Genomic DNA, 24873 nt, shown 5'->3' with positions numbered 1-24873 from the left:
AGGGTCTAAATAGGGGTTTTGGGATTATTGTACCCCTAGTTCTGTATTTTTAATAATCCGTATTCCTTTAATTTTGAGTCATGCTAATAGCCATACATCACTCATAGATACTTTCAAGCACCTATGAATTTTTTAAACGCTTTAGTTGTGTTTTTAATGAATAATCAAACTAACTCAAAATTTAAAACTTATGTTCAAACAACGAAAAAACAATTGGTTAGGAGCACTATTGTTCTTTACCTTTTTGCTGGCAAGTTCGGTGGGCTTTTCGCAATCGACCTATACAGTAACCGGCACGGTTACGGACGAGGCCAACGTTCCCGTTCCGGGGGCCAATGTCGTCGTTACGTCCAGTGCGACAGGAACCTCTACCGATTTCGACGGTAACTATTCGATCACGGTAAGCGAAGGGGACGTACTGGAATTTTCCTCACTTGGTTTTACCACTGTTTCCAGAACCGTTACGGGACAGACGAGAATAGACGTTGTCCTCGCGGAAGACTCCGCTCAACTGGACGAAGTGGTGGTGGTCGGTTACGGCTCCAGAAAGAAGAGCGACATTACCGGTTCGGTATCCTCGGTAAAATCGGAGGAACTGAACGCCTTCCCTGTGCTCGATGCGGCGCAGGCGATACAGGGACGTGCCGCCGGTGTGGTGGTACAGTCCAACAACGGTGGGGAGCCCGGTGCCCCTATCAATATTCAGATCAGGGGCAACACCTCTATCAATGCCAGTAGTGCGCCACTGATAGTGGTCGACGGTTTTGTGGGGGCGGTCTTTCCCCAACCCAACGATATCGAATCCATAGAGATCCTGAAAGATGCTTCCGCAACCGCGATCTATGGTTCAAGGGGTTCCAACGGAGTGGTCCTGGTGACCACCAAAAAAGGTAGGAAGGGCAAACTGTCCGTTGAGTTCAATACCAACTATTCCGTTCAGAATACGGCGAACGAACTGGATCTGTTGAACGCGGACCAGTTCGCTACCTATCAACAGGCCATCAATCCCGGTTATGTGCAGGGTAGCGCCAATACGGACTGGCAAGATCTACTGTACAGGTCGGGAAGTACACAGAACCATCAATTCTCCTTTTCGGGAGGGACGGATAAAGTGAACTTCTATGCCTCCGCCACTTACTTTAAACAAGAGGGGGTCATCGTGAACTCGGAATTCGAGCGTGTATCCTTTCTGTCCAATATCGATGCGCAGGTAACGGATAAGCTTAAACTGGGATTCAACCTTTTTGGAAGTAGGGGTTCCAAGGACGGTGTTCCTACACAATCCACCGGTGAGACCGCCAACGGAGGTGGGGACGATGTTATTTCACTACTCTTCAGGTTTGCTCCCGATCAGCCCGTTCAAGACGCTAACGGCGTAAATACCATTAATTCGGTAGGCGACAACGTGGACAACCCCTTTGCAGTTGCAACGGAAGGGGTCAACGAGACGAAGACGGATAATTACAGGGCCAACCTTTATGCCAATTACGATATTGTCAAGAACCTGGCCTTTAAAACAACGTTCGGTCTCAGTACCGCCAACGGTACGGAAGGGGTCTTTAGACCATCCACTTTGGTGGTGACCGCCGGAGCTGGTACCGGGGGCAGGGCCACGGTACAGAACTTTAAGAGAACAAGTCTGTTGAGCGAGAACTATTTGACCTATAACAAGGAAATAGGTAAGGGCAATTTGAACCTTTTAGCGGGTTACTCCTACCAAAAGACGACAACGGAACGGTTTTCCGCAGGTGCTTCCGGTTTTACATCCGATTCTTTTTCCTATTTCAACCTACAGTCGGGCGCAGTTCAGCTGATCCCTACTTCGTCTTTCTCGGAAACGGAGATTCAGTCCCAGTTCGCTAGATTGAACTATGATTATGACGATAAGTACCTGATTACCGCGACCGTAAGAAGGGATGGAGCCTCCAACTTCGCCGAAAATGAAAAATATGCCATTTTTCCGTCCGGTGCATTGGGCTGGAAAGTCTCCAACGAGAATTTCCTGAAGGATCACAAAACCATATCCAACCTGAAATTAAGGGCCAGTTACGGTGTTACCGGTAACCAGGCGATAGCGGCATACCAGTCCTTGGCGAGTTTCGGTTCCGTATTCACACCGATCAACGGTACCACGGTGATCAACGTAACGCCGAATCAAGTTGCCAATCCCGATCTGAAATGGGAATCGTCCTTCCAGACGAATCTGGGTCTTGACCTGGGACTTTTCAACAACAGGGTCTCCCTTTCCCTGGACTACTATAATATAGATACGAAGGATCTTATCATCGAGGATACGAGCCAACCACAATTTTTAGGTTTTCTTACCGCGGCCAGTCTAAGAAATGTAGGTGAGGTGAACAACAAGGGGTTCGAGATTACCTTGAACACAAGGAACATAGTGAACGATAATTTCAGTTGGACGACCGATTTCAACTGGTCCAGGAACAGGAACGAATTCGTTACACTATTGAACGGAGAGGATATTTTCCAAGATGCCTCCCCCGGATATTTCAACGTACCCCGTACGCATGTCCTAAGGGAAGGTGAAGCGGTAGGTGTTTTCTGGGGCTTTGATTACAAAGGCGTATATCAAGGAGGTGCATTGCCAGAAGGTACGGCCCTACTTGCCGGTAGTGATGTAGGGGATCAATTGTTCGCCGATCTTGACGGTAGTGGTGATATTACTACGGACGACCAGACCATAATCGGTGATCCCAACCCGGATTGGACCATGGGTATCACGAACAACTTCTCTTACAAAAACTTTGACCTGAACATCTTTTTCCAGGGGTCTTTCGGAGGGGACGTGATGAACCTCACCAATGTGCAGTTGTTCAACGGAGATTCAAACGCTACGACGGCTATCCTTGATTCTTGGACACCGACCAATACGGATACCGATATACCACGAGCTAGGTTGAGAGGTAAGCAGATAACTTCCCGTTTCGTGGAGGACGGTAGTTATCTTCGACTAAAAAACATAGCTTTAGGGTATAACCTGCCTCAGGAGGTAACCGATAGAATAGGTATGGACAACGTTAGGTTCTCCATCAGTGGTCAGAACCTGTTGACCTTTACCGATTACTCCGGATTAGATCCCGAGGTAAGTTATGGTGTGGTAGGCCAGGACAGCTCGGCCAGTAATACTACCAACGGTTTCGATTTTGGTAACTATCCAACGGTAAGATCCGTTAACTTCAGTGTCAATTTAAAATTTTAAAAACAAAAAAAAAATCAATATGAAAACTTGTAAATTTTTATTCGCGTTCATTGCATTGTCGATCATGGGATGCTCCGATCTAGAGGAAGAACCGATAGGGCTATTGGCCCCGGACGGTTTCTTCCGATCTACCAATGATATCCAAACTGCGGCAAACGCCGCTTTTGGCCACATGACCCACGAAGATTTCTGGGGAAGGAAAATGTCCTTGACCCTTATGTTACGAAGTGATATGGTAGCTTTTGGCGACCCGACCACATCACAACGAAGAATCGACCACGACATATTCACCGTGCAAGCGGATAACGGTATGATCGACGGGTACTGGCTTAGGGTCTACCAGATCATAGCCGCCGCCAACCAAGCTATCGCCGGTGCGGAGGACGTGGACGTGGACGAGTCCATCAAGAACCCGGTTACGGCACAGGCCTATTTTGCAAGAGCCTTCGCTTACTTTCATTTGGTAAGGCAATTCGGGGACATCCCGTACATATCAGAAACAGTAACTGATCTTGCAGCTGCAAGTAGTATCAGTAAAACTCCTGCTGCCGAGGTGTATGCCAACATAATCGCAGACCTTCAATTCGCTAAGCAGTGGTTGCCCGATACGCAGGCGGCAAGATCCATACCCGCAAAATCCGCGGCACATTCCTATTTGGCACTTGTATATTTGACCATGGGAGAATATGCTAACGCGTACACGGAGGCCAAAGGGGTTATAGACAACGAAGGTGCCTATGGGCTAGGTCTGGAAGCCGATTTTCAGGATCTGTTCGACGCCACTAAGATCGACGGTTCCAGTGAACCGATCTTTGTATTGGATTTCATAGGGGCCAGTAACGGGGACGACGGTAGGGACTATCAGGCCGCACTTACGGGCATTCGTGACGACGAACAGTATGGCCTGGGAGGAGGTTGGTCCGTAGGAGTTCCGGCACTGGGCGTATACGATTCATGGGACGGACGCGATTATAGGAAGGCCGTAAGCCTGGATACCATCGGGCTTTTTGACGGTGTGGTACAGCCCTTTACCGTTTTTAAGGAAAGCGGGGCGGGCAGAGCCGTGAACAGACCGCATATCGCCAAGTATACCCGTGGTACGGGGGTCACTTCCACCGGTAACGGTAGGGGGTCCCAGCAGAACTACATGATGATGCGCTATGCCGAGGTACTCTTGATAGCCGCAGAGGCGTTGAACGAGACCAGTCCGGGTTCCGGTGAGGCGGCAGGTTATGTGAACAGGGTGCGCGCAAGGGCAAGAGCGGGTAACGGTTCCGCTTTTCCGGAAGATGTAACGGGAGGTATGTCGCAGGGAGACTTTAGGGACATGGTCCTAGAAGAACGCAAATGGGAACTTGCTTTTGAATACAAGAGATGGTACGATATTGCCAGAAGACAATTGGGTGCAGAAGTATTCGGGGCCTCGGGACTGGAAGGATTAAAGGAAAACTTTGACCCGGGCAGGGATTACCTATTCCCCATTCTCGCCGACGAACTGGCAAGAAATCCGAACCTTGAACCACAGAACCCAGGATACTAATCACTTACCAAACTCCTTTAAGTTTTATGTTAAAACTTAAAGGAGTTTTTCAAAAAAAATTGAATGAACAGAGTTAGCTATGTTGTCTTAGCTATTGGTTTTGTATTGCTTTTTAGTGCGTGCAAAACCGATGGCAAAGATGATAAAAACACCGGTGCTATAACGATAGATTCCCTACTACAGGTTCGTTATCAAAAATTACTGACGTACCCTCTAGATTCCCTAGCGTTTCCAAGAAGTTATACTGCCGAGACAACAACTATTAAAAAAGTACCTTCCAAGGATTGGACCAGTGGTTTTTTTCCAGGTAATCTTTGGCAGCTCTATCAACTAACGGGAAATAACGATTACAAAGAGCGTGCAAAGGCTTGGACCATTTTTATGGAAAGAGAGAAATTTAATGGTGTCACGCACGACATGGGCTTTAAGGTGTTTTCAAGTTTTGGACAGGGATTGAAGGTTCAAGGAAATATACAGTACGACGAAATTGTCGTTGAGAGCGCAAAAACCTTATCTACGCGTTTCAATGAAACCGTTGGAAGTTTACGATCTTGGGATTTTAACGAGGATATTTGGGAATTTCCGGTTATTATAGATAATATGATGAATCTGGAATTGTTATTCGAAGCTACTCGGATTTCTGGAGATAGTACCTATCACAAAATCGCAATATCCCACGCCAACACAACAATGAAGAACCATTTTAGAGAAGATAATAGCAGCTATCATGTGGTAGTATACGATACTATTTCTGGGAAGGTAAAGGATAAAGTCACCCATCAAGGATATAATGCCGATTCCGCCTGGGCTAGAGGCCAAGCTTGGGGTATTTACGGGTTTACCATGTGCTATAGGTATACAAAAAATGTGAACTATTTAGAACAGGCCAAAGCTAGTGCTTCCTTTTACTTAAGTCATCCAAATTTAAGAGAAGATGGTATACCATATTGGGATTTTAACGACCCAGCTCTTCCAAACGCGGTTAGGGATGTTTCCGCCGCTACTGTAATAGCTTCTGCATTTTATGAGCTTATGAAATATGATGATGACCCTAGATATAAGGAATATGCGGATAAGGTCTTGGATAACTTACGAACGAAGGAATATGTTTTGGACGCTGGTATAAATGCACCATTCATTTTAGATCATAGTACGGGAAATTGGCCTAAAAAAGATGAGATGGATGAGCCTATTGTTTATGGGGACTATTATTTTCTAGAGGCCTTGCTAAGACAAAACAGTATTTCGAGGTTAAACTAGCAATTATAATATGGCTTTTTGTCTCCCTTAATTGTTATATCCATAGGCCCTAATAGACCATACCAAAAGCCCCTTAAAATCGGCTTGTTTATCATTATTAAAAGTTTAAAATGAAATTTAATCTTAGTATTCTTTCTATTGTTCTTGTGTTACTAGGCTGCATCAATATGTTTGGTCAAGCAGAAGTTAGAACAGCGCAGGTCATCAATGAAAATTGGTCTTATCTTGAGCATGCAACAGAAGAGTTGAATAATGCTAAAGCACAGACGAATTGGGTAAACATAAACTTACCACATACCTGGAACAGTGAAGATGTAACCGATAATGAGCCGGGCTACCGAAGGTCGATAAGTTGGTATAAAAAGGATGTATTAATCGAAAAAATTATTAATAATCGTCAATACTTCCTTTACTTTGAAGGCTCCAATATCACAACTACCGTATTTGTTAACGGTCAAAGAGCAGGAAACCACATCGGGGGATATATTGGTTTTGAAATCGATATTACCCCCTATATCAAAAAGGGAAAAAACGAAGTATACGTAAAAGTCGATAGTGGCTACAATCCAGATATCATTCCTTCTCAAAAGAGCGATTTCTTTATTTATGGTGGTATTACTAGGGATGTTTGGCTTAAGACCAAACCTAGTACGGCTATTGGAAAGATACAGGTAACTACACCTAAAGTATCTAAGGAATCAGCTTCCTTGCAAATTGCTGTACCCATAGAATCAAAAGAAGATTTAAAAGGGTATGGGGTTGAGATTATTTTGAAAAGCCCAGATGGGAATGTAGTCATTTCAAAAACGGGTCTTGTTCAAGGGGGCTCTGCTACGATTACTATAGAGAATATTGTGGAACCTAAACTTTGGGATATTGATAATCCGAACTTATATACCATCGATGTTTTTTTGAAAAAGGGAAAAAAGGAGATGGACAAAGTATCCGATAGGGTAGGTTTCCGCTGGTTCGAGTTTGTAGAAAACGGACCGTTTTTCTTAAATGGACGTCGCGTCTTATTGCGAGGAACACACCGTCATGAAGAGCATGCTGGAGTAGGAGCGGCCATGTCCAATGAACTTCATAGGAAGGACATGGAAATGATCAAGGAGATGGGAGCCAATTTTGTTCGGTTGGCACACTATCCCCAAGATCCAGAAATTTACAAGGCATGTGACGAGCTAGGACTACTTGTTTGGGACGAATTGCCTTGGTGCAGAGGTGGTTTAGGAGAAGCTGTTTGGCAGACCAATACCAAGAATATGCTAAAGGAAATAATTACTCAAAACTATAACCATCCGAGCATCATTATTTGGTCATTAGGGAATGAAATGTATTGGTTGCCAGATTTTGAAGGTGGAGATGATACGGGTAAAATGAACACTTTCTTGACCGAATTGAATACCATAGCCCACGAGTTAGACCCGAATAGAAAAACGGCGATACGTAAATATTATGAAGGCGCAGATATCGTGGATGTTTTCTCACCATCTATCTGGTCGGGATGGTATTCGGGTAGTTATAAAAGTTATCAAAAGGCTTTGGATACCTACAAGCCCAAATACAAAAGTTTTTTGCACGCGGAATACGGGGGCTCTAGCCACGTAGGAAGGCATACGGAAAACCCTATCACAGGAGAGGGCGTTATTAACTCTGACGGTTGGGAAGAAGCCATTGTACAAACCAAAGTTGCTAACATCGCTCAAATTGGCGACTGGAGCGAGAATTATATGGTAGATCTTTTTGATTGGCATTTACGAATTACGGAAACCGATTCTACCTTCGTGGGTAACGCGCAATGGGCCTTCAAAGATTTTGGTACACCTCTGCGTCCAGAAAATGATATTCCGTACATGAACCAAAAAGGATTGGTTGATCGTTCGGGTAACCCAAAGGATGCTTACTACGTATTTAAGAGTTATTGGGGCAAAGAACCTTTTGCTTATATTGAATCACATACATGGACCGAACGCCAGGGCCCTGAAGATTTAGCAAGGACCATTAGTGTTTTTAGCAACTGCGATGAAGTTACCCTATTCCATAATGGAAAATCGTTGGGTCTTAGGTCAAAAGATATTACAGCATTCCCTGCATCAGGTTTAACTTGGGACGTAAATTTTATCGAGGGCGCTAATGAACTTATCGCAAAGGCAAGGTATAAAAACGGTACTATGGTAACGGATTCGTTATTATTGAATTACCGATATACAAAAAATGAAACAGCTAAAGGTTTAGAACTTTCCGCGCAAAAAATGGAGAATGGAAATTATTTGGTCACGGCCATTGCTGTGGATGCAAATGGCTTGCGCTGTTTGGATTATGAGGATAAAGTGTACTTTCAAACCTTAGAGGGTGGACGAAGTTTAAAGCATCAAGGAACACCTACCGGAAGTGAAATTATCGGTATGGCCAACGGGAAGGCATCTATAGAAATTATACCCAATGAAACGCAGGATGCCCTAAAGGTAATGGTGCTGAACCAAAATTTTAAAGGAACCTATTTAACCATTGAGAAATAATTACGAGTTGAGTTGTTAGGTGAATGCCGTGGTTGTGTTATGCAATCATGGCATTTTAAGTAAATTAAGCGTATGAAATATGTAGGATATTGGCTTTTACTATTGTTTGTTGCGTACGGGAGCGCACAGACAAATCATGAAAATGTAATCTTTGATAAAGAGAAGAAAAGAGTTCTGAAGCTTGCCAATGATTATTCTAAATTAAAACCTGTTACGGTAAGTGCTTTTGTTTGTGAACGTAGCGCCGGTGGTAAGAACGATTTTTATTCCGAGGGCGACTATTGGTGGCCAGACCCCGAGAATCCCAAAGGACCTTATATGAGAAAGGACGGGATGACCAATCCTGAAAATTTTACCGCGCACCGAGAGGCTATGATTCGTTTCAGTCAGATTTCAGGAGCATTAGGCTCAGCTTATCTTATCACCGGTGATAAAAAATATGCCCATTACCTGTTGCCACATCTAAAAGCGTGGTTTTTAGATGAGGATACTAAAATGAATCCAAACCTTCTTTTCGGGCAAGCCATAATGGGAAGGGTTACCGGTAGGGGTATTGGAATTATAGATACCATTCATCTATTAGAAGTTGCCAAAGCCGTTATGGCAATAGCCGATACCGATGTTTTATCCATGGAGGAATTAAAGGGAATCAAAAGCTGGTTTTCTCAATATTTAGATTGGATAACTACCCACCCTTACGGCATAGCTGAGCGAGATAATGGAAATAATCATAGTGTCTGTTGGGCACTCCAAGTAGCGGTTTTTGCAGAACTTGTTGGTAATGAAGAACAAACCGATTACGCGATAAAAATGTATAAGACGGTATTACTGCCCAATCAAATGGACATAGACGGTTCTTTTCCTTTAGAATTGAAACGCACGAAGCCTTACGGATATTCTCTTTTTAATTTGGATGTGATGACCGCATTATGTCAAGTACTTTCATCATCAGAGGAAAACCTATTTGATTATAGAACAAATGATAATAAAGGTATTCTAAAAGGCATCTCGTTTCTTTTTCCATATGTAACGGATAAAACAAAATGGCCTTATGCCCAAGACGTTATGTTTTGGGAGGAATGGCCTGTTCGGCACCCATTCTTGTTTTTTGGAGGTATGGCCACTAAAAACGAGGCCTATTTGGTGTTATGGAACAATTTAGAAGCGGATTTTAACACCCCAGAAATAATCCGAAATATGCCAGTGCGTTATCCTTTGTTATGGCTGTGACAATTGTTTTAATACTAACTTAGCTTTAATGAAGCCTATTCCTTATGAGAAAGTATATCGTTTTATCACTTATTCTAATCGCTTCTTTCATGTCCTGTGTAAAGAAACCTTCAAAAACTTTACTTTTTGTTGGCAGCTTTACTGAAGGCGCACCAAGTGATGGTATACATGTCTATGAGTTTGACGATGCAACTGGAGAACTTTTCTTTCGCTCTAAAGTAGATTCATTGATTAATCCATCATTCTTAAAAATTGCCATAGATGGTAAGCATCTTTACTCCGTAATGGAAAGTCAGTTGCCTACCCATGGAAAAGTAGCTGCGTTCGCCGTAGATTCCTTAACCGGTTCGTTGAAATTACTTAACGTGCAAAGTGCTGGAGGACGCAACCCCGCACACCTTTCTTTACATCCTGACAGAAAATATTTAGTGAATTCCAACTACACCGATGCTGGCATTTCCTTTTTTCAAATTGAAACCGATGGAAGTTTAGCACCGTATCATCAACTAGTGGAATTTAATGATAGTAGTATCGTAAAAGGAAGGCAGGACGAAGCGCATTTGCATTCTACAAATTTTTCACCTGATGGGCAGTTTTTATTTGGACAGGATTTAGGGGCCGATAAAATACGTGCCTTTAAGGTAACTGACATTGAAGCCGATTCTTTGCGATTGCAGCCATCAAAAGAAATTCCCGTAAAACCAGGTAGTGGTCCAAGGCACTTTACCTTCCATCCCAATGGTAAGTTCGGATATGGCGTGTCCGAATTAAGCGGTAAGGTCGCTGCATACACATATGACAACGGTCATTTAGAATTTTTAGCGGATTATCAATCCTACGCAACGAAGCAAGAGATATATAGGTCAGCGGATATCCATATTTCTCCAGACGGAAAATTCTTGTATGCCTCTAACCGTGGCCCTAAGGAAGATTCTATTTCTATTTTTTTAATTAATCAAGAAACAGGTAGTTTAAACGCAGTGGGACATGTGCCAACATACGGTAAACACCCGCGAAACTTTGTTATAAGCCCATCAGGGAAATTCTTATTGGTAGCCAATCAGTTTTCTAATAATATCATCGTGTTTGAACGGGATTCGGTTACGGGAGAGCTCACTAAACTAGCAACAGAGTTGCCCTTTAATAATCCTTCCAGCCTTCAAATGCGCACTTACAAAAGGTACTAGTTGGTTTTTAACGGCAACTTCTCTAGGGAGTCTAATTCCGGTTTTCCGGCCCTATTACCACAACCCGCCGCAATATAGATAGCATCTTTATGTACAATTGCTTGGGTGCCATGCCTTCCCCTATTTAACGGTTGTAATTCATTCCATTTCATCGTTTTAAGATGTAGTGCCTCTACATGGTCATGAGCACTTTCCTGACTGCTACTTTCTCCTCCAATAACGATAAGTTGGTTGTTATGTAGAACAGAAGTAGTACCTGCTCTTTCGGTAGGTATATTTCCGCTTTCTTTCAGAGTGGTCCATATGTTACTTTCTATATCGAAAACATCAACTTCTGGAATGGTGAGCTCAAAAGTTTGCTTCGTAGCGTAGGATGAATTTCTTCCCCCAGCAGCATAAATTTTACCACCGCCAATAGCTGCTTGAAAATGGTCTCGTGCTCTTGGTGCATCCGCTAAAACTGTCCATTTTCCCGTTTTAAAATCATAGCGGTCAAGCCACGGCACGTGTGTGCTGTTGTGCCCGTCAACAATTCCGCTGACCATATAAACACTATTTCCATCAACTACTACACCACAGGAGCCTCTTCTTCTTTCTTTCGGTATTTCAGGGCCCTTTTCCCACGTGTCCGTACTAGCATCATAAATTAGCATATGCGGCAGGGGAGTCTCATAAGGGTACTTTCCAGTCATGGCTCCGATAACATAGATTTTGTTATTGTATGTAACCCCTTGAAAATGATGAATTTCAATAGGAGGAGTGGAACCCGTCGTCCACGTATGGCTATCTACATTGTATATGGATATGGGTTTTAGGCCTCTTCCGCCTAACAAATAAAAATTTTGTCCAATAGAGACAAAACTGTTTTCATGCCGTGCCAAAGGAAGTCCATTTGTTTCTATAGTTTTCCATTCATTTAGCGAATCCTGATTTTGGGAATGTATAAGGCAAGTGCCAAGAAACAAAAGAAATAAATAAGTGATACGTATATTTTTCATTTTAATGTGATAAGAGCCATTATTATTGAAAAGAGATAAATAGTTTTCAATAGCCAAGATAACGTTATTTTTTTGACATAGTAATCGTAAGATAGAGGGGTTACTCATGAGAACGACAGTATAGTACAGGATGGTAACAAGTAGAAATTCTATTAGTATTGATTGTTTTCTGGGACAAGGTTTAACCGCTCAGAACTAAAGAATTTACTATAACAGAGAGGTTTTAATGGAAGATTTTAATTGGGTACTTCAGCTTCTAGGAAGGTTTCATCCCTTGATGGTGCATTTTCCTATTGGACTGTTAGTGGTGGCGCTATTTATGGAACTGCTGAGTATAGGTGGAAAAAGAAAAGGGCTTCGTGAAGGTATTCGTTGGATGCTCTACATTGGAACTATTTTCGCTGTTCTTTCCGCATTGTTCGGTTGGTTGTTACGCACCCAAGAAGACTATGCAGGGGATTTGGTAGATAATCATCAATATACCGGAATCGCCACAGCGGTTTTAGCGGTCATCACGTCCTTTTTATTGCATCAAACGAACAAAGGGAAGTTAAAGGATTTAAAAATTTATAGAGCCACTTTCATCGCCACGGTTGGGCTATTGACCGTGGCAGGACATTTAGGTGCTAATTTAACGCACGGCGAGGATTATTTGAGCGCTGTTCTCCCGAGTAATCAAAATTCTTATGACGATGCCAAAGGCTTAGCATTACTAGCTGACTTAAAGACATCTGATTCCATAACACAGCATCAACAAGATGAGCTAAATATGGAGGTGAGGGCTATTTTTGCACACAATTGTTACCAATGTCATAACGAGAACAAGCAAAAAGGAGGTTTAGTACTGGACAGTAAGGAAGGTGTTTTCAAGGGTGGTGATACGGGTATGGCCGTTGTAGCGGGTAATTTAGGGGAAAGTGAACTATACCGAAGGATTACGCTATCACCCAATGACGATGAGGTGATGCCAAAAAAGGGCAAAGTGCTAAAAAGCAATGAAATCAGTCTTATCAAATTATGGATTGAAAACGGAGCCCATTGGTCCGACCAGGCGTTAAAGGTCTTTCCTGAAGCCGAACTGGCACTTCAGGAACCGGAGCTACCAGAATCTTCGGAAAAGCAACCAGTAGATAAATTGGTTGACGCCTACTTTGAGAAAGAAGGGGTAGATTGGTCCAAGGTGGTAAACGACGATGTCTTTATACGTCGTGTTCATTTAGATATTATAGGTTTGCTTCCGGGGCCCGATGTAATAAGTGCTTTCAAACGGAATACTGATGCTAAAAAGCGAGAAAAATTAATTGATACCTTGCTTGCGGATACGCACAATTACACACAACATTGGCTGAGTTTTTGGAACGACCTCTTGCGGAATGACTATAGCGGTACCGGATTTATTACGGGAGGTAGAAAACAGATTACAGATTGGTTGTATACCTCATTGAAGGAAAACAAACCATATGACCAAATGGTTGCGGAGCTTGTAAATCCCTCGCCAAGTTCTGAGGGTTTTATCAAGGGTATTCAATGGCGAGGCGTGGTCAACGCCAGCCAACGTACTGAGATGCAGGCGGCCCAAAACATTGGGCAGTCTCTTATGGGTGCCAACGTCAAATGCGCATCTTGTCACAATAGTTTTGTAAGTAATATGACTTTGGACCAGGCCTATGGCTTTGCGACCATATTTGCAGATTCGGTTCTGGAACTCAACCGTTGCGATAAGCCGATAGGCAAGATGGCAAAAGTGAATTTTTTGTATCCGGAATTGGGTAATGTGGCTGGTGAAACCGTTCAGGAACGATTGTTCAATCTCTCTAAAATAATGGTAAAGCGAGAAAATGGTCGTTTGTATCGGACCATTACCAACAGACTTTGGCACCGATTGATGGGCCGGGGTATTATTGAGCCTTTGGATGAAATGGATAATGCGCCTTGGGATGCTGATGTGCTAGATTGGCTGGCCTCTGATTTTGTGGCATCGGGTTATGATTTGAAGCATTTATTAAAACGCATTATGACTTCAAAAGCTTATCAGTTGCCGGCGGTAACCTATGACAATCAGGAAGGACTAAAAAGTGACTATGTTTTTCAGGGTCCGGTGGTGAGGCGATTGAGTGCAGAACAATTTTCCGACGCTGTAAGTCAAATTATTGAACCGCTTTATCATACGGTGGCCTATAATCCGGCCAATGAAAAGATTATGGCGAAACGTATTTGGCATCCTGAGATAAAATTTGACCGTAACGTTCTTCCAGAACCTGGAAAGCGCTATTTCAGAAAAACAATTACGTTACCAAGTACAGCGCCAGAAATAGCGGAAGTTTTAATTTCCGTAGACCACTCTTACATACTTTATATTAATGGAAATAAAGTCTCGGAGGGAAACGATTGGGAAAAAGTAACTCGATTAAAGGTTGAAAAGTACCTGAATTCTGGCGAGAATATTATCGCTATAGAGGGTATAAACGAAGGAACTCTGGCCAACCCTGCAGGCACTCTATTTTCATTGAGAGTTTCTTATGGTACTGAAAAGGAAATTCAAATTGATTCCGATACCACCTGGAAGAGTACGGCCGAAGCCCCATTGGAAGATTGGGTTTCGTTGGAATACGATGATAGTTCTTGGGTTAAAGTCCGTAATTATGGTACTGCAAATTGGGGAGATTTGGTCAATTTTACCTTCAAGGAACAAAATGGGGTATTTGCCCGTGCCAGTTTGGTGAAGCAACACCCGTTCATGAAAGCTTTAGGTAGACCGAGCAGGGAGAACGTTACGACCTCAAGAGACGACCAAGCGACCTTGTTGCAAGCCCTAGAACTAACAAACGGAGCTTTTTTTAACGGGGTTTTGGCCGACGGTGCTAAAAGTTGGATTGACAAATATCAAAATGATAGTCAAAAGATAATAACTCATCTATATCAGAAAACGCTGGGGAGGAATCCATCAGAGGATGAGCAGGATGTTCTGCTTGGTGTGTTGGGCAATGAACCTAACCCAGAAGATGTACAGGATATATTTTGGTCCACTTTAATGTTACCGGAATTTCAATTTATAAATTAATTTCAATGTAGTTGTATTAGATTTAAAAAGTATCGATTCATGGAGAAACAGAATCAAAGAAGGGAGTTTATAAAGAAAATGACAGCGGCTAGTTTGGCAGCGTCCACAACCACAATTCCCTTAGCCAGTTTCTTAAGTTCCTGTTCGCCAGAGGTTGCCAGACGAGCCGCCACGGCGGACAGTGTTATTCTTTTATGGATGGCAGGAGGTATGGCACATACCGAAACCTTTGACCCAAAAGCCTATGTGCCTTTTGAAAAAGGGGTGGAAAGCAAGCGGATATTAAGCACTTTTCCCAAAATACCAACGGTGGTAGATGGATTGGAATTTTCAGAAGGATTGGAATCCATTGCCGGAGTTATGGACAAGGGGGCTATCATTCGCTCCTATAAATCGGCCGATTTAGGTCATATTCTCCATACGAGGCATCAGTACCATTGGCATACCTGTTATGAGCCACCCCAATCCGTACAGGCTCCTCATATTGGAGCTTGGATAGCTAAAGAGTTGGGGCCTGCCAATCCGGTAATTCCTCCATTTATTAGTATGGGGCAACGTTTTACCGTGGGAGAGGCAGAGGAGTTGAAAGCATTTCATTCCGCCGGGTTCTTAGGTTCCGAATTTGGACCTTTTTTGATTCCCGACCCTTCTGGCGGATTGGAAAGTGTACGCCCTCCGCACGGGATGTCCCTCAAACGTTTTGAGGCCAGATACAAATTGTACAAAGAATTGGCGAACAAGAATAAACTGATGGAGCAGGGGAGTGATTACCAAAGGGAATCCCTAATGCGCTCCATGGAACAGTCCTATCGCTTATTGAACTCCCCAGAGGCCAAGGTGTTTGACCTTTCCCAAGAACCTAAAGAAGTCTACGACACGTACAATACAGGTAGATTTGGATTAGGCTGTTTATTGGCAAAAAGATTGGCTATGAACGGGGGACGCTTTATCAGTGTCTCTACCGAATATGAGCCGTTTTTAGGTTGGGATACCCACGAAAATGGACATACACGAGCCAAAAAAATGAAGGAGTTGATAGATAGGCCTGTTGCCCAACTAATTAAAGATTTGGATGAAAGTGGTCATTTGGACAGGACCTTAATCATTCTAGCGAGTGAGTTTAGCCGTGATGCCATCATGGAAGGTAGACCGGGGGAACAAGTAAAAGACCAAGTAAGGCAACCGGATATTATTGAGGACGAAAAGTTCTACGGCATGCATCGCCACTTTACGGACGGGAGTTCTATCTTGCTTTGGGGTGGGGGTATCGAAAAAGGGTTGATATATGGTAAAACCGCTGACGAAAGGCCCTGCTCTTCCATAGAAAATCCTGTGGTCATAGATCAAGTACATCAATCTATATATCATGCTTTGGGTATACATCCCCAAACGGAATACACCATTGAAGGTCGGCCCTTTTATACCACGCCAGACGGTCACGGAGAACCTATTTTGGATTTGTTCGGCAAGCCGATGACCGAGGCTGGTTAATCTATTTAAATAATTACACATGAGTGCACCTAAAACAAGTCGCAGGACTTTTTTGAATACAACCGCAAAGGCAAGTGCCGGTATGGTTTTAATGCCGCATTTCAATATCAATAGTGCTAAACCTAAACTATCGGATGACATTATTGGTCATGGCGATTATACCTATCGGGTGCACAAGGCTTGGGGCGATTTAGACCCTAATACCACTCCGGTTAAAAATTGCCATGAAATGGTAATGGATTCTCAAGGGAGATTGGTTATGGTGGGTGATCATACCCAGAACAATATCCTGATTTATGATAAATCCGGAAAGTTGTTGGATAGTTGGGGTATTCGTTACAAAGGGGGACATGGACTTTCTTTGTGGAACGATGGTGAAGAAGACTTTCTTTTTATCTGTGATACCGATGGGGCCATGATAAAGACCACATTGGATGGAAGGGAGTTGCTATTGATTGGCCATCCTTCGGAATATGGAGCGTATGAAAAGGACGATACCTTCAAACCTACCGAATCCGCCATTGGTCCTAATGGGGATATCTATATTGCGGACGGATACGGTTCACAGTACGTCCTACAATTTACTAAAAATGGAGAGTTTAAACGAAAAATAGGAAACGGACGGGGTACCGAAAACGAACAGTTTCAGACAGCCCACGGAGTTTGTATCGATAATCGGGATAAGACAAATCCCACTTTGTTGATTACTTCGCGTGCAAGCAATAGTTTTAAGCGTTTTACACTTGATGGCAGGTATCTGGAAGAAATTTCTTTACCCGGTGCTTTTGTCTGTAGGCCCGTAATACATGGTCAGCAATTGTATGCGGGCGTATGTTGGTCCTCAGAGACCGACTTTGTGGAAGGGGATATGACTACGCATCCGACCAGAACCAGTCCAAAATCTGGTTTTGTTACCATTTTAAATGAACAGAATAAAGTGGTTTCTAATCCCGGAGGTACCGCTCCAACCTATAAAAAAGGAAAATTGGAACGTATGCTTCAAAAAGAGCCAATTTTTAAGCACTGCCATGATGTTTGTGTAGATGAGGACGAAAACTTATACGTTTGTCAGTGGAACGCCAACAGGACTTATCCGGTAAAACTGGAGCGGGTATAAGTCCTATTTTGATAATAATGGAAGGCCTATTGCACGATTAGTGGATGTCCTTTGCTATTGGATGCATAAACGCTTTCCAATACCCTAATGTTCGCCAGGTATTCTTGAACATCGGTTTCAAAAGACTTTTTCGAAATTAGTTGTGTTATAAAGTGCAACTGGGTATAGTACACACAATCTCCAGAAAAATTTTTATCCTCAAAATGGTAGTCATGTACGGTTTCAGGCTTACCCAATCGCTTTACGGTAATACGGCCATCTTGGTGTAAGTGCAAATGGCCTTTGTTCACTTCGATATGGACTTCACCAAAGGTTAATCTAGGGTTTTCACAGGTACTCTCATGAAACCGATTGGCATCTATAATAGCCGTGCCTCCCTGTGAGAAATCGCATAGCACCAATGCAGAATCTTCTCCTTTAATGTTGGGATTGAACCGTTGTAATTTGGCAAACACCTGATTGATTTCCCCTCCAAAATAACGAAGTACATCAATGAGATGTATCCCGGTTTCATATATCAATAACTGTTTCATTTCTCGAAAATAAGGCTGCCGGTTCATATAGGCATCTTTCTGCCAACCGTCTCCCATGCGCATACGCCAGTGGATACTATGCAATTGGTTTCCAATAGTTTGTTGGTCAAGCAGTTTTTTGATTTCCCGATGCCAAGGCTGAAACCGAAAGTTTTCATGTATCATCATCCGAACCTTATTTTTTGAAATGGTTTCGGCTATTTTTTGTGCTTCTTTTAAATCTGGTGCCAGAGGCTTTTGACAAATAATATCAATTCCCATTTCAGCGGCCAAGATACACAGTTCCAAATGGGTTTCAGGTGGAGTTATGATATCGATGAAATCGGGATTTTCATTGGCTAGCATTTCATTGATATCAGAATAAAATCGTGGTATGCCATATTGGGATGCAGTGCCTTCAGCCTTGGCGATATCGGTATCACATATCGCTACCAAATCGACCTCTTTTATACGCATCCAAGCTTCTAAATGAAACTGACTGAAATACCCTAGACCTACCGCTACGCCTCTTTTTCTTTTCATTTAATATGTCGTAAAATGTCGTCTTGGCTTCATTTTTGACCAAAGTAGTATTGCTATGATATTTAAGGCGGCCCCAACAATAAAAAAAAGTGTTGTGGAGCCAGTCCAATCCAAAAGATACGGAAATAAAAGTGCCGTGATAAATGCACCTATATTTCCGGCCATATTCATGGTGCCAGAAATTGCCCCCGCATTTTTCTTGCCAATGTCCACACAGAAGGCCCATGAGGGCGGTAAGGTCATATCCGCACCAAAAATGGCGATGCTTAGCATCAATATGGCACCTGTAGCGGTATCCATATATATACTTCCTATCAAACCTATGGCGGCTAAGCCAAAACCTAAGGATGCAGGAAATATCCTAGACTTGTCCCAATCTCCTTTGGAAAAAATCCTATCTATTAACCAACCTGCAAACCAATTACCGAAAGCTCCAAAAATCAAGGGCACGGCGGTATAAAGTCCGGCCTCAATGGTTTCCAATCCATACTCTTTTTTTATGTGTGGAAATAACCAAGTCAGGGCGAAAAAGAACGTAAAATTACTGCAGAAATATTGCCCCATGGCTAGCCACATGTTCTTTGATTTTGAAAGCTGACGAAAACTGATTTTCTCTTTGGTCAGGGATACTTTTTTATCCTGTCTGTTCGAGATTATATATTCTTTTTCCGCTGCGGAGATACCTTTATGGTCTTCTGGTCTATCCCTGAACAAAATGTACCAACCAGAGGCCCAGATTACACCTATGCCACCTAGTATGAGGAAGGTAGCCCTCCATCCTAAATCCTCAATCATCCAAGCTACTAGAGGCAGTGCAAATGCCGCCCCCAATCTTGAACCTGAAAAATTGATACCGGTAACCACCCCCCTTTCCTTTAAAGGAAACCAATTGTAAATGGCCCTTGACATTCCAGGGAATGCCCCGGCTTCACCTGCGCCAAAAAGAAAACGAACTACCAGTAAGGAACTAAAGTTCCATGCCGCACCGGTTAGGGCAGTAAAAGCGGACCAGATAGTGACAATCCCGGCCAATATTTTTCTAGGCCCGTATCTGTCTGCCATAAGACCCGATGGAGTCTGAAAAAACGCATAGCCGAGGGAAAATGCTGCCAGAACCCAACCCATTTGCTTATCACTAAGGTCCAAGCTTGAAGAAATGGGTTCTTTCGCTACCGAAATGCATATCCTATCGATGTACAGTAACAATGCCAATAGAAAGGTGCCGGCCACCATAAAATAACGCTTTGGGAAATGGTTTTTTGTGCTCATTCCAATCTATTTAAAAGGTTATACAAATCGTTATCTGTACCTACATTACCGGGAAAAACGATATAAGGGATTCCGGGAAATTTAGAATTTTCGTCCGCTTGCCAAACAGGAACGCCTTTAATGAGTTGACCTATCACAATTGCGCGTTTAATTTGTAATGATTTTACGGCAATATCGCTTGAGGTAATTCCGCCTTTCGCTACAATAAACCGAGGCTGAGGACCTATAAGTTCAACGAGCGTGGTTAGCGCTTGTGATACCCTGTTCACGATAGCTAAACTGTCTTCTTTGGTACTTCCCTGTTTAACCTTTCTGCTGGTGTAAAGTACCACATTTTCACCCTTACCCAACCATAAATCTATACGCTCCGCCTTCTTCTTTAATGAAGCGTTCAAATTTTCATCATTAAAAATCTCATCAACATCTAGCTCCATATAACTCGCCTTATATTTTGCTTTCAGAACGTTTAGCTGTGCTGTGGTTTTTGGCACATAGGAGCCTATAACAATTAAACCTCCCTGTCCTTTTGCTTTACCTAGGGCATCTTTTTCCAGTAAAGCTGCCGGACGCTTACCTATGATGGCATTGACAAAAGAAGCTGCGGTTCGGTGAACCAATGGAATATTGGTTTTTAGCGCAAACAGGGCAAAAGTTTCTAAATCGGCATGGGTCGTGGCGTTGACTATAATGCATTGGTGTTGCTCTATCTTCTTTTTGATATCCGAAAAGTCTGGACTCGACCTAAGTTCATTTAAGGATATTGATGTAATTTGTGTCGCATCAATCTTGCCTTTGTACTTTTCAATGGCATACTCGGTAAGGTCTGAGGCGTCGTAGCCAAAGGTGTTATCCTTTGCGAAAGGCGTACTAGCGGCTGGGATAAATGTGTCTCCTTCCCTCACGTAATGTATGTTGTCACAGGTGTATCTTCCACCCTCGAAGAAAGCGGGAATCAATACGTGTTTGTCATTTTTATACCCAAGTGACTTTGATAGCGCGATTACTTCATCCGGATAATGCCCACGCAGGGTAGAATCACCACGGTTGACCACTAGTAACTTTTTATGATGTTTTTCTGCTAGTTGTTTTAATCGCCTACCGATGAGAGTTAGAAGGGCTATTGCTTTGTCTTTTTGTAAGGCCCTAGAATTAGTGAGGATAAAAAAAACGGGACTCTGTAAAAGTTCTTGTTCCAAAATAGGTTCCTCCCAATTGGTTATCACGGGAATGTTCTGAACCGTTTGAGTGCCGGTAGGGTCGTCATCTAAAATTACTATGGTTTTGGGGTGCTCTTTTAGATAGTCAACTATATCCTTCTCTTGACCCTTTAAAAGGTTGCCCTCTTCTATTGATTTTAAGATGCGTTGGTTTTCCATAGTTGTTATTCCAAGGCCAAAACTCTTGCCGGTGCACCATCACCCCGTAAAACCTTAAGTGGTAGGGCAATCAAGGTCACCTGTTCTTTGTTTATTGAATCCAAGTTTGTCAAGCCTTCTACAATGATAATGTCATTTTGCATCAGGATGGTATGTATTTCCGTCACTTCCTTCAGATTATTGACATCAGCGACAGAAGGTGGTTCCACGCCCAAAAGTCCAATACCTTTTTTACCCATCCAAAGTGCTAATTCTTTGCTAATTCTGGGTAGCTCATCGCGATAACTTTTGGTATCCACTCTTTTGCTCCAATCCGTTTGAAGGATGAGGCTTTGCCCCTTCTTAATTTTATTGGCAATAGGTGACATATCCGAAACTGTTATCATGGCACTTGGGGCAATATGTGATAAGTTGACCACCCAAGCTTCCGAGATGAAACGCGCAACAGAAATCTCATCGATACTTTGTTGGGTTACTTCAAAATGCAGCGGAGCGTCCATATGAGTTCCCACATGGGAGTAGAGTTCCAAGGTGCTGGCGTTCCAACCATCTTTAGCCAAACTTCTTGCCTCTGTGATGGAAACTCCTTTCATTTTGTCAGACAAGGTGAGGGTTAAATCAATCACATTTTTACCGATGAGGTCCATCATCTAAACTATGAATTGATAAAGCCAACAATGCGTTCCGCAATTTCCGAAGTGGAAGCGTTGCCTTTGAGGTCTTTGGTGAGGTTTCCTTGCGCGGTGGCATATTCAATGCCCGCCACAATGGTATCGGCAGCTTCCTGCTCCCCCAAATGTTCTAACATAATTGCGGCCGACCAAATTTGGCCAATGGGGTTTGCGATGTTCTGCCCTGCAATATCCGGTGCAGAACCGTGAATAGGTTCGAACATGGAGGGGAAATCTCCTTCTGGATTGATGTTTCCACTACCGCCCAAACCTAAACTTCCCATGATGGCGCCTCCTAGGTCTGATAGTATATCGCCCATCATATTGGTAGTAACGATGACGTCGAAAAATTCCGGTTTCAGTACAAAACTAGCGGAGGCATTATCAATATACATTTTACCGTATTCTACATCGGGATATTCGGCTGCTACTTCGGCAATCACTTTGTCCCAAAATCCCAAGGTATAAATTAGGGTGTTGGATTTGGTGACGTTGGTTACCTTTTTTCTTCTTTTCCGTGCCAATTTAAAGGCATAATGCGCTATGCGTTCTACACCCAAACGGGTAACCATACTGGTATCTACTGCGCAACCATTGGGTGTGTCCGGATAGAATATTTTACCATTTTGTACAAACTCCCCTTCATTGTTTTCCCGTAGAATGACAAAATCAATATCTTTTTCTGTTTTGTCACGCAATGGACTCTGCACCCCTGAAAATAATTTTACAGGTCTGTAGTTTACATATTGTTCCAATTCCGTTCGTACTTTAAAAGTATAGTCCTTTGCAGGTAGGGTGTCGTCCACTTCGGGAAGTCCCACGGCACCAAAGTAAATGGCGTCGAAATTTTTTAGAGTTTCCAGACCGTCTTTCGGCATAAATTCCCCATGTTTCACATAATGTCCTGCACCCCAAGAAAAATATTCTGTTGTAATGTCAAAATTATATTTTTTGGCAACCGCACTTAATACCGATACCCCTGCCGGAACAATCTCGTTTCCTATGCCGTCACCGTTAACTACTGCGATTTTGTATTGTTTACCCATTGTACTACCTAGTTTAATATTAAAATGTTTGTGATTTGTTTTTTATAATCTAAAGCGTGTATAATACTAGCCTTATTTTAGGAATAGCACATCCTGTACTATACTGGTCAGTAAATCGTTGCCATACTGGTAAAAAAATAAGCTTGTAAAACGGGGAAATTGAACTTTAACGAAGGAATTATTCCATGTAGAACACTTCTTCCAATGCCGTCGAAACGGGCGAGTTATCGGGATTGGTTTCCATGATATCCGCCATAAAGGCCCACCATTTCTGCACTATGGGATTGTTCGCCAAGTCCTGGGAACCGCCATTACCCGATACCTTTTGAAAAGCAAAAAGGGTGTGGGTATCCTCATCAAGGAAGATGGAATATTCACTAACACCGGCTTCCTCTAATAATTTTTTAAGTTCTGGCCAGATTTCATTATGGCGTTTGGTATACGCTTCTTTCTGACCTGGATTCAGTTTCATTTTAAAGGCTAATCGTTGCATAGTTTTTTAGATACTATTCTCAGGGTTAAGCATAATTGCGTTTTTTTCTCTTCCTCATTTTGTTGGCCTCGTAATCTCCTTTGAATTTTTCCTTTTCAGGGTTCCATTCCAAAGGTCTACCGAGTTCATAGGCAATATTCGCAACATTACAGATGGTCGCGGAACGATGCCCAGTTTCTACCCCGCAAATAGGTTCTTGTCGTGTTCTAATGGCATCCAACCAATTTTGATAATGGTTGCCCTGGTCTTTGAACAGTTCTTTTGGGTCACCTCCGTTTGGTAAAAGAATGGTATCGGGTCGCGTTTCCAAAAATCCACGGCTTACGTCCAATTCCCCTTCGGTGCCTATAAAACGTACCGCCCATCCACGACCAAAGTCCTCATGTACCAGTTCGATTCCGTTTTCATAGAACATTCGTAGTCCGCGAACGGCATTGGGGTCTTTTGGCGGAATAAAAGATACTGGCCCGGTTTTGTCCATACCCAAGCACCATTGCGCAATATCGAACATGTGCGTTCCCCAATCGGCGATGCGTCCACCACCGGTTTCCTTAAAGTCGCGCCACGCGGGATAGGTTTTTACGATTTCAGGAGCAATGCTTTCATGATAACCAAGTAGGGGAGCAGGACCACACCAAAGGTTCCAATCTACACCTTTTGGTAAAGGCTGCGCGGTTAGGTCATATGGCCGGTAAGGGTCACCAACATTAACCAGTACTTTTTTAATCTCACCCAGCTTGCCGGAACTTACGATTTCCTGTGCTTTCTTAAATTTAGCCCATGAGCGTTGCATACTACCTATTTGCACTACGCTGCCATACTTTTCTTTGGCATTTACCATATCCCTACCATCTTTGATGGTGTTGGTCATGGGTTTTTCGCAATACACATCTTTACCCGTTTTCATAGCGTCTATAGCTTGCTTGGCATGCCAATGGTCTGGTGTGGCAATGACTACAGCATCAATATCCGTTCGTTCCAAGAGTTCACCGTATTCTAAATAGGTAGTGACCCCCTTGTAGTTGGTTATATTCCTTTTTTGAGCATAATAGCCTTCTACCAGTTGCTTAAACCATTTTTGTTTAGAATTCCAAACTTCGGCACCAGCAACAATTTGCGCTTCGGTATTGCCCAAAAACCTATTCGCTAAAATGCCACCTTGTTTTCCCAAGCCTATATAACCCAGATTTATCTTATCATTAGGTGCCATAAAACCTCTCCCCAAAACGTGCCTTGGCACAATACTTATGAGCCCTGCAGCAAGTGCCGTATGCTTTATAAATTTTCTTCGGGAATTATGATGGTTGGGTACGTCCTCTTTCATAGTATAGCAGCAATCA

The 24873-nt window shown here is 42.9% G+C and carries 17 protein-coding genes; 9 read left to right on the top strand and 8 right to left on the bottom strand.

Annotation, left to right across the window (positions count from 1 at the left end; translation table 11 throughout):
* Positions 1 to 190 precede the first annotated feature (190 nt).
* The 6 genes from EJ994_RS10420 (at position 191) to EJ994_RS10395 (ending at position 10956) form a co-directional block, all read left to right on the top strand.
* Positions 191 to 3220: a SusC/RagA family TonB-linked outer membrane protein gene (locus EJ994_RS10420; protein WP_126592370.1), complete on the top strand. Its 3030-nt coding sequence runs from the start codon at positions 191 to 193 to the stop codon at positions 3218 to 3220.
* Positions 3221 to 3239: 19 nt separating this feature from the next.
* The gene (locus EJ994_RS10415) at positions 3240 to 4760 is read left to right on the top strand and encodes a RagB/SusD family nutrient uptake outer membrane protein (RefSeq protein ID WP_126592369.1); all 1521 of its coding nucleotides are present in this window, start codon (positions 3240 to 3242) and stop codon (positions 4758 to 4760) included.
* 63 nt (positions 4761 to 4823) lie between these two features.
* On the top strand, positions 4824 to 6020 hold the full coding sequence (locus tag EJ994_RS10410) for a glycoside hydrolase family 88 protein (RefSeq protein ID WP_126592368.1): 1197 nt from the start codon (positions 4824 to 4826) through the stop codon (positions 6018 to 6020).
* A 110-nt stretch (positions 6021 to 6130) separates the two neighbouring features.
* Positions 6131 to 8539, top strand: coding sequence for a glycoside hydrolase family 2 protein (locus EJ994_RS10405; protein WP_126592367.1), 2409 nt, complete (start codon positions 6131 to 6133; stop codon positions 8537 to 8539).
* 72 nt (positions 8540 to 8611) lie between these two features.
* On the top strand, positions 8612 to 9769 hold the full coding sequence (locus tag EJ994_RS10400; RefSeq protein ID WP_126592366.1) for an alginate lyase family protein: 1158 nt from the start codon (positions 8612 to 8614) through the stop codon (positions 9767 to 9769).
* A gap of 44 nt (positions 9770 to 9813) precedes the next feature.
* Positions 9814 to 10956: a lactonase family protein gene (locus EJ994_RS10395; protein ID WP_126592365.1), complete on the top strand. Its 1143-nt coding sequence runs from the start codon at positions 9814 to 9816 to the stop codon at positions 10954 to 10956.
* Here the strand turns inward: EJ994_RS10395 and EJ994_RS10390 are convergent.
* Positions 10953 to 11954 carry a Kelch repeat-containing protein gene (locus tag EJ994_RS10390; RefSeq protein WP_126592364.1) on the bottom strand — a complete coding sequence of 334 codons (1002 nt, stop codon included), beginning with the start codon at positions 11952 to 11954 and terminating at the stop codon, positions 10953 to 10955. The genes EJ994_RS10395 and EJ994_RS10390 overlap by 4 nt on opposite strands.
* A 226-nt stretch (positions 11955 to 12180) precedes the next feature.
* Between EJ994_RS10390 and EJ994_RS10385 the strand changes: the two genes are divergently transcribed.
* From EJ994_RS10385 to EJ994_RS10375, 3 genes are read left to right on the top strand one after another with little or no spacing between them, the layout of a single operon-like run.
* Positions 12181 to 15015, top strand: a complete 2835-nt coding sequence (locus EJ994_RS10385) for a DUF1549 domain-containing protein (protein ID WP_126592363.1) — start codon at positions 12181 to 12183, stop codon at positions 15013 to 15015.
* Between the two features lie 39 nt (positions 15016 to 15054).
* On the top strand, positions 15055 to 16506 hold the full coding sequence (locus EJ994_RS10380) for a DUF1501 domain-containing protein (RefSeq protein ID WP_126592362.1): 1452 nt from the start codon (positions 15055 to 15057) through the stop codon (positions 16504 to 16506).
* A gap of 19 nt (positions 16507 to 16525) precedes the next feature.
* Entirely contained in the window at positions 16526 to 17623 is a 1098-nt protein-coding gene (locus tag EJ994_RS10375; protein ID WP_126592361.1) for a 6-bladed beta-propeller, read from the top strand.
* Positions 17624 to 17649: 26 nt separating this feature from the next.
* Here EJ994_RS10375 and EJ994_RS10370 read toward each other — a convergent pair whose 3' ends face one another.
* The 7 genes from EJ994_RS10370 to EJ994_RS10340 form a co-directional block, all read right to left on the bottom strand.
* Positions 17650 to 18678, bottom strand: coding sequence for a Gfo/Idh/MocA family protein (locus tag EJ994_RS10370; RefSeq protein ID WP_126592360.1), 1029 nt, complete (start codon positions 18676 to 18678; stop codon positions 17650 to 17652).
* Positions 18679 to 19947, bottom strand: a complete 1269-nt coding sequence (locus EJ994_RS10365; protein ID WP_126592359.1) for an MFS transporter — start codon at positions 19945 to 19947, stop codon at positions 18679 to 18681.
* Positions 19944 to 21323 carry a four-carbon acid sugar kinase family protein gene (locus EJ994_RS10360; RefSeq protein ID WP_126592358.1) on the bottom strand — a complete coding sequence of 460 codons (1380 nt, stop codon included), beginning with the start codon at positions 21321 to 21323 and terminating at the stop codon, positions 19944 to 19946. Before EJ994_RS10360 ends, EJ994_RS10365 begins: the two co-directional genes overlap by 4 nt.
* Before the next feature lie 5 nt (positions 21324 to 21328).
* On the bottom strand, positions 21329 to 21973 hold the full coding sequence (locus EJ994_RS10355; RefSeq protein WP_126592357.1) for a cyclase family protein: 645 nt from the start codon (positions 21971 to 21973) through the stop codon (positions 21329 to 21331).
* Between the two features lie 5 nt (positions 21974 to 21978).
* Complete coding sequence (locus tag EJ994_RS10350) at positions 21979 to 23040, bottom strand: isocitrate/isopropylmalate dehydrogenase family protein (RefSeq protein ID WP_126592356.1); 1062 nt, start codon at positions 23038 to 23040, stop codon at positions 21979 to 21981.
* A gap of 178 nt (positions 23041 to 23218) precedes the next feature.
* Complete coding sequence (gene rhaM / locus EJ994_RS10345) at positions 23219 to 23533, bottom strand: L-rhamnose mutarotase (protein ID WP_126592355.1); 315 nt, start codon at positions 23531 to 23533, stop codon at positions 23219 to 23221.
* A 25-nt stretch (positions 23534 to 23558) separates the two neighbouring features.
* Positions 23559 to 24857 (bottom strand): Gfo/Idh/MocA family protein, encoded by a 1299-nt coding sequence (locus EJ994_RS10340; protein ID WP_126592354.1) that lies wholly within the window; start codon positions 24855 to 24857, stop codon positions 23559 to 23561.
* Between the last annotated feature and the right edge of the window lie 16 nt (positions 24858 to 24873).

The sequence above is a fragment of the Maribacter sp. MJ134 genome (genome assembly GCF_003970695.1).
Lineage (GTDB): Bacteria > Bacteroidota > Bacteroidia > Flavobacteriales > Flavobacteriaceae > Maribacter.
Note: the sequence above shows the minus strand (reverse complement) of the source record. Positions and strands in the feature narration are given on the sequence as shown.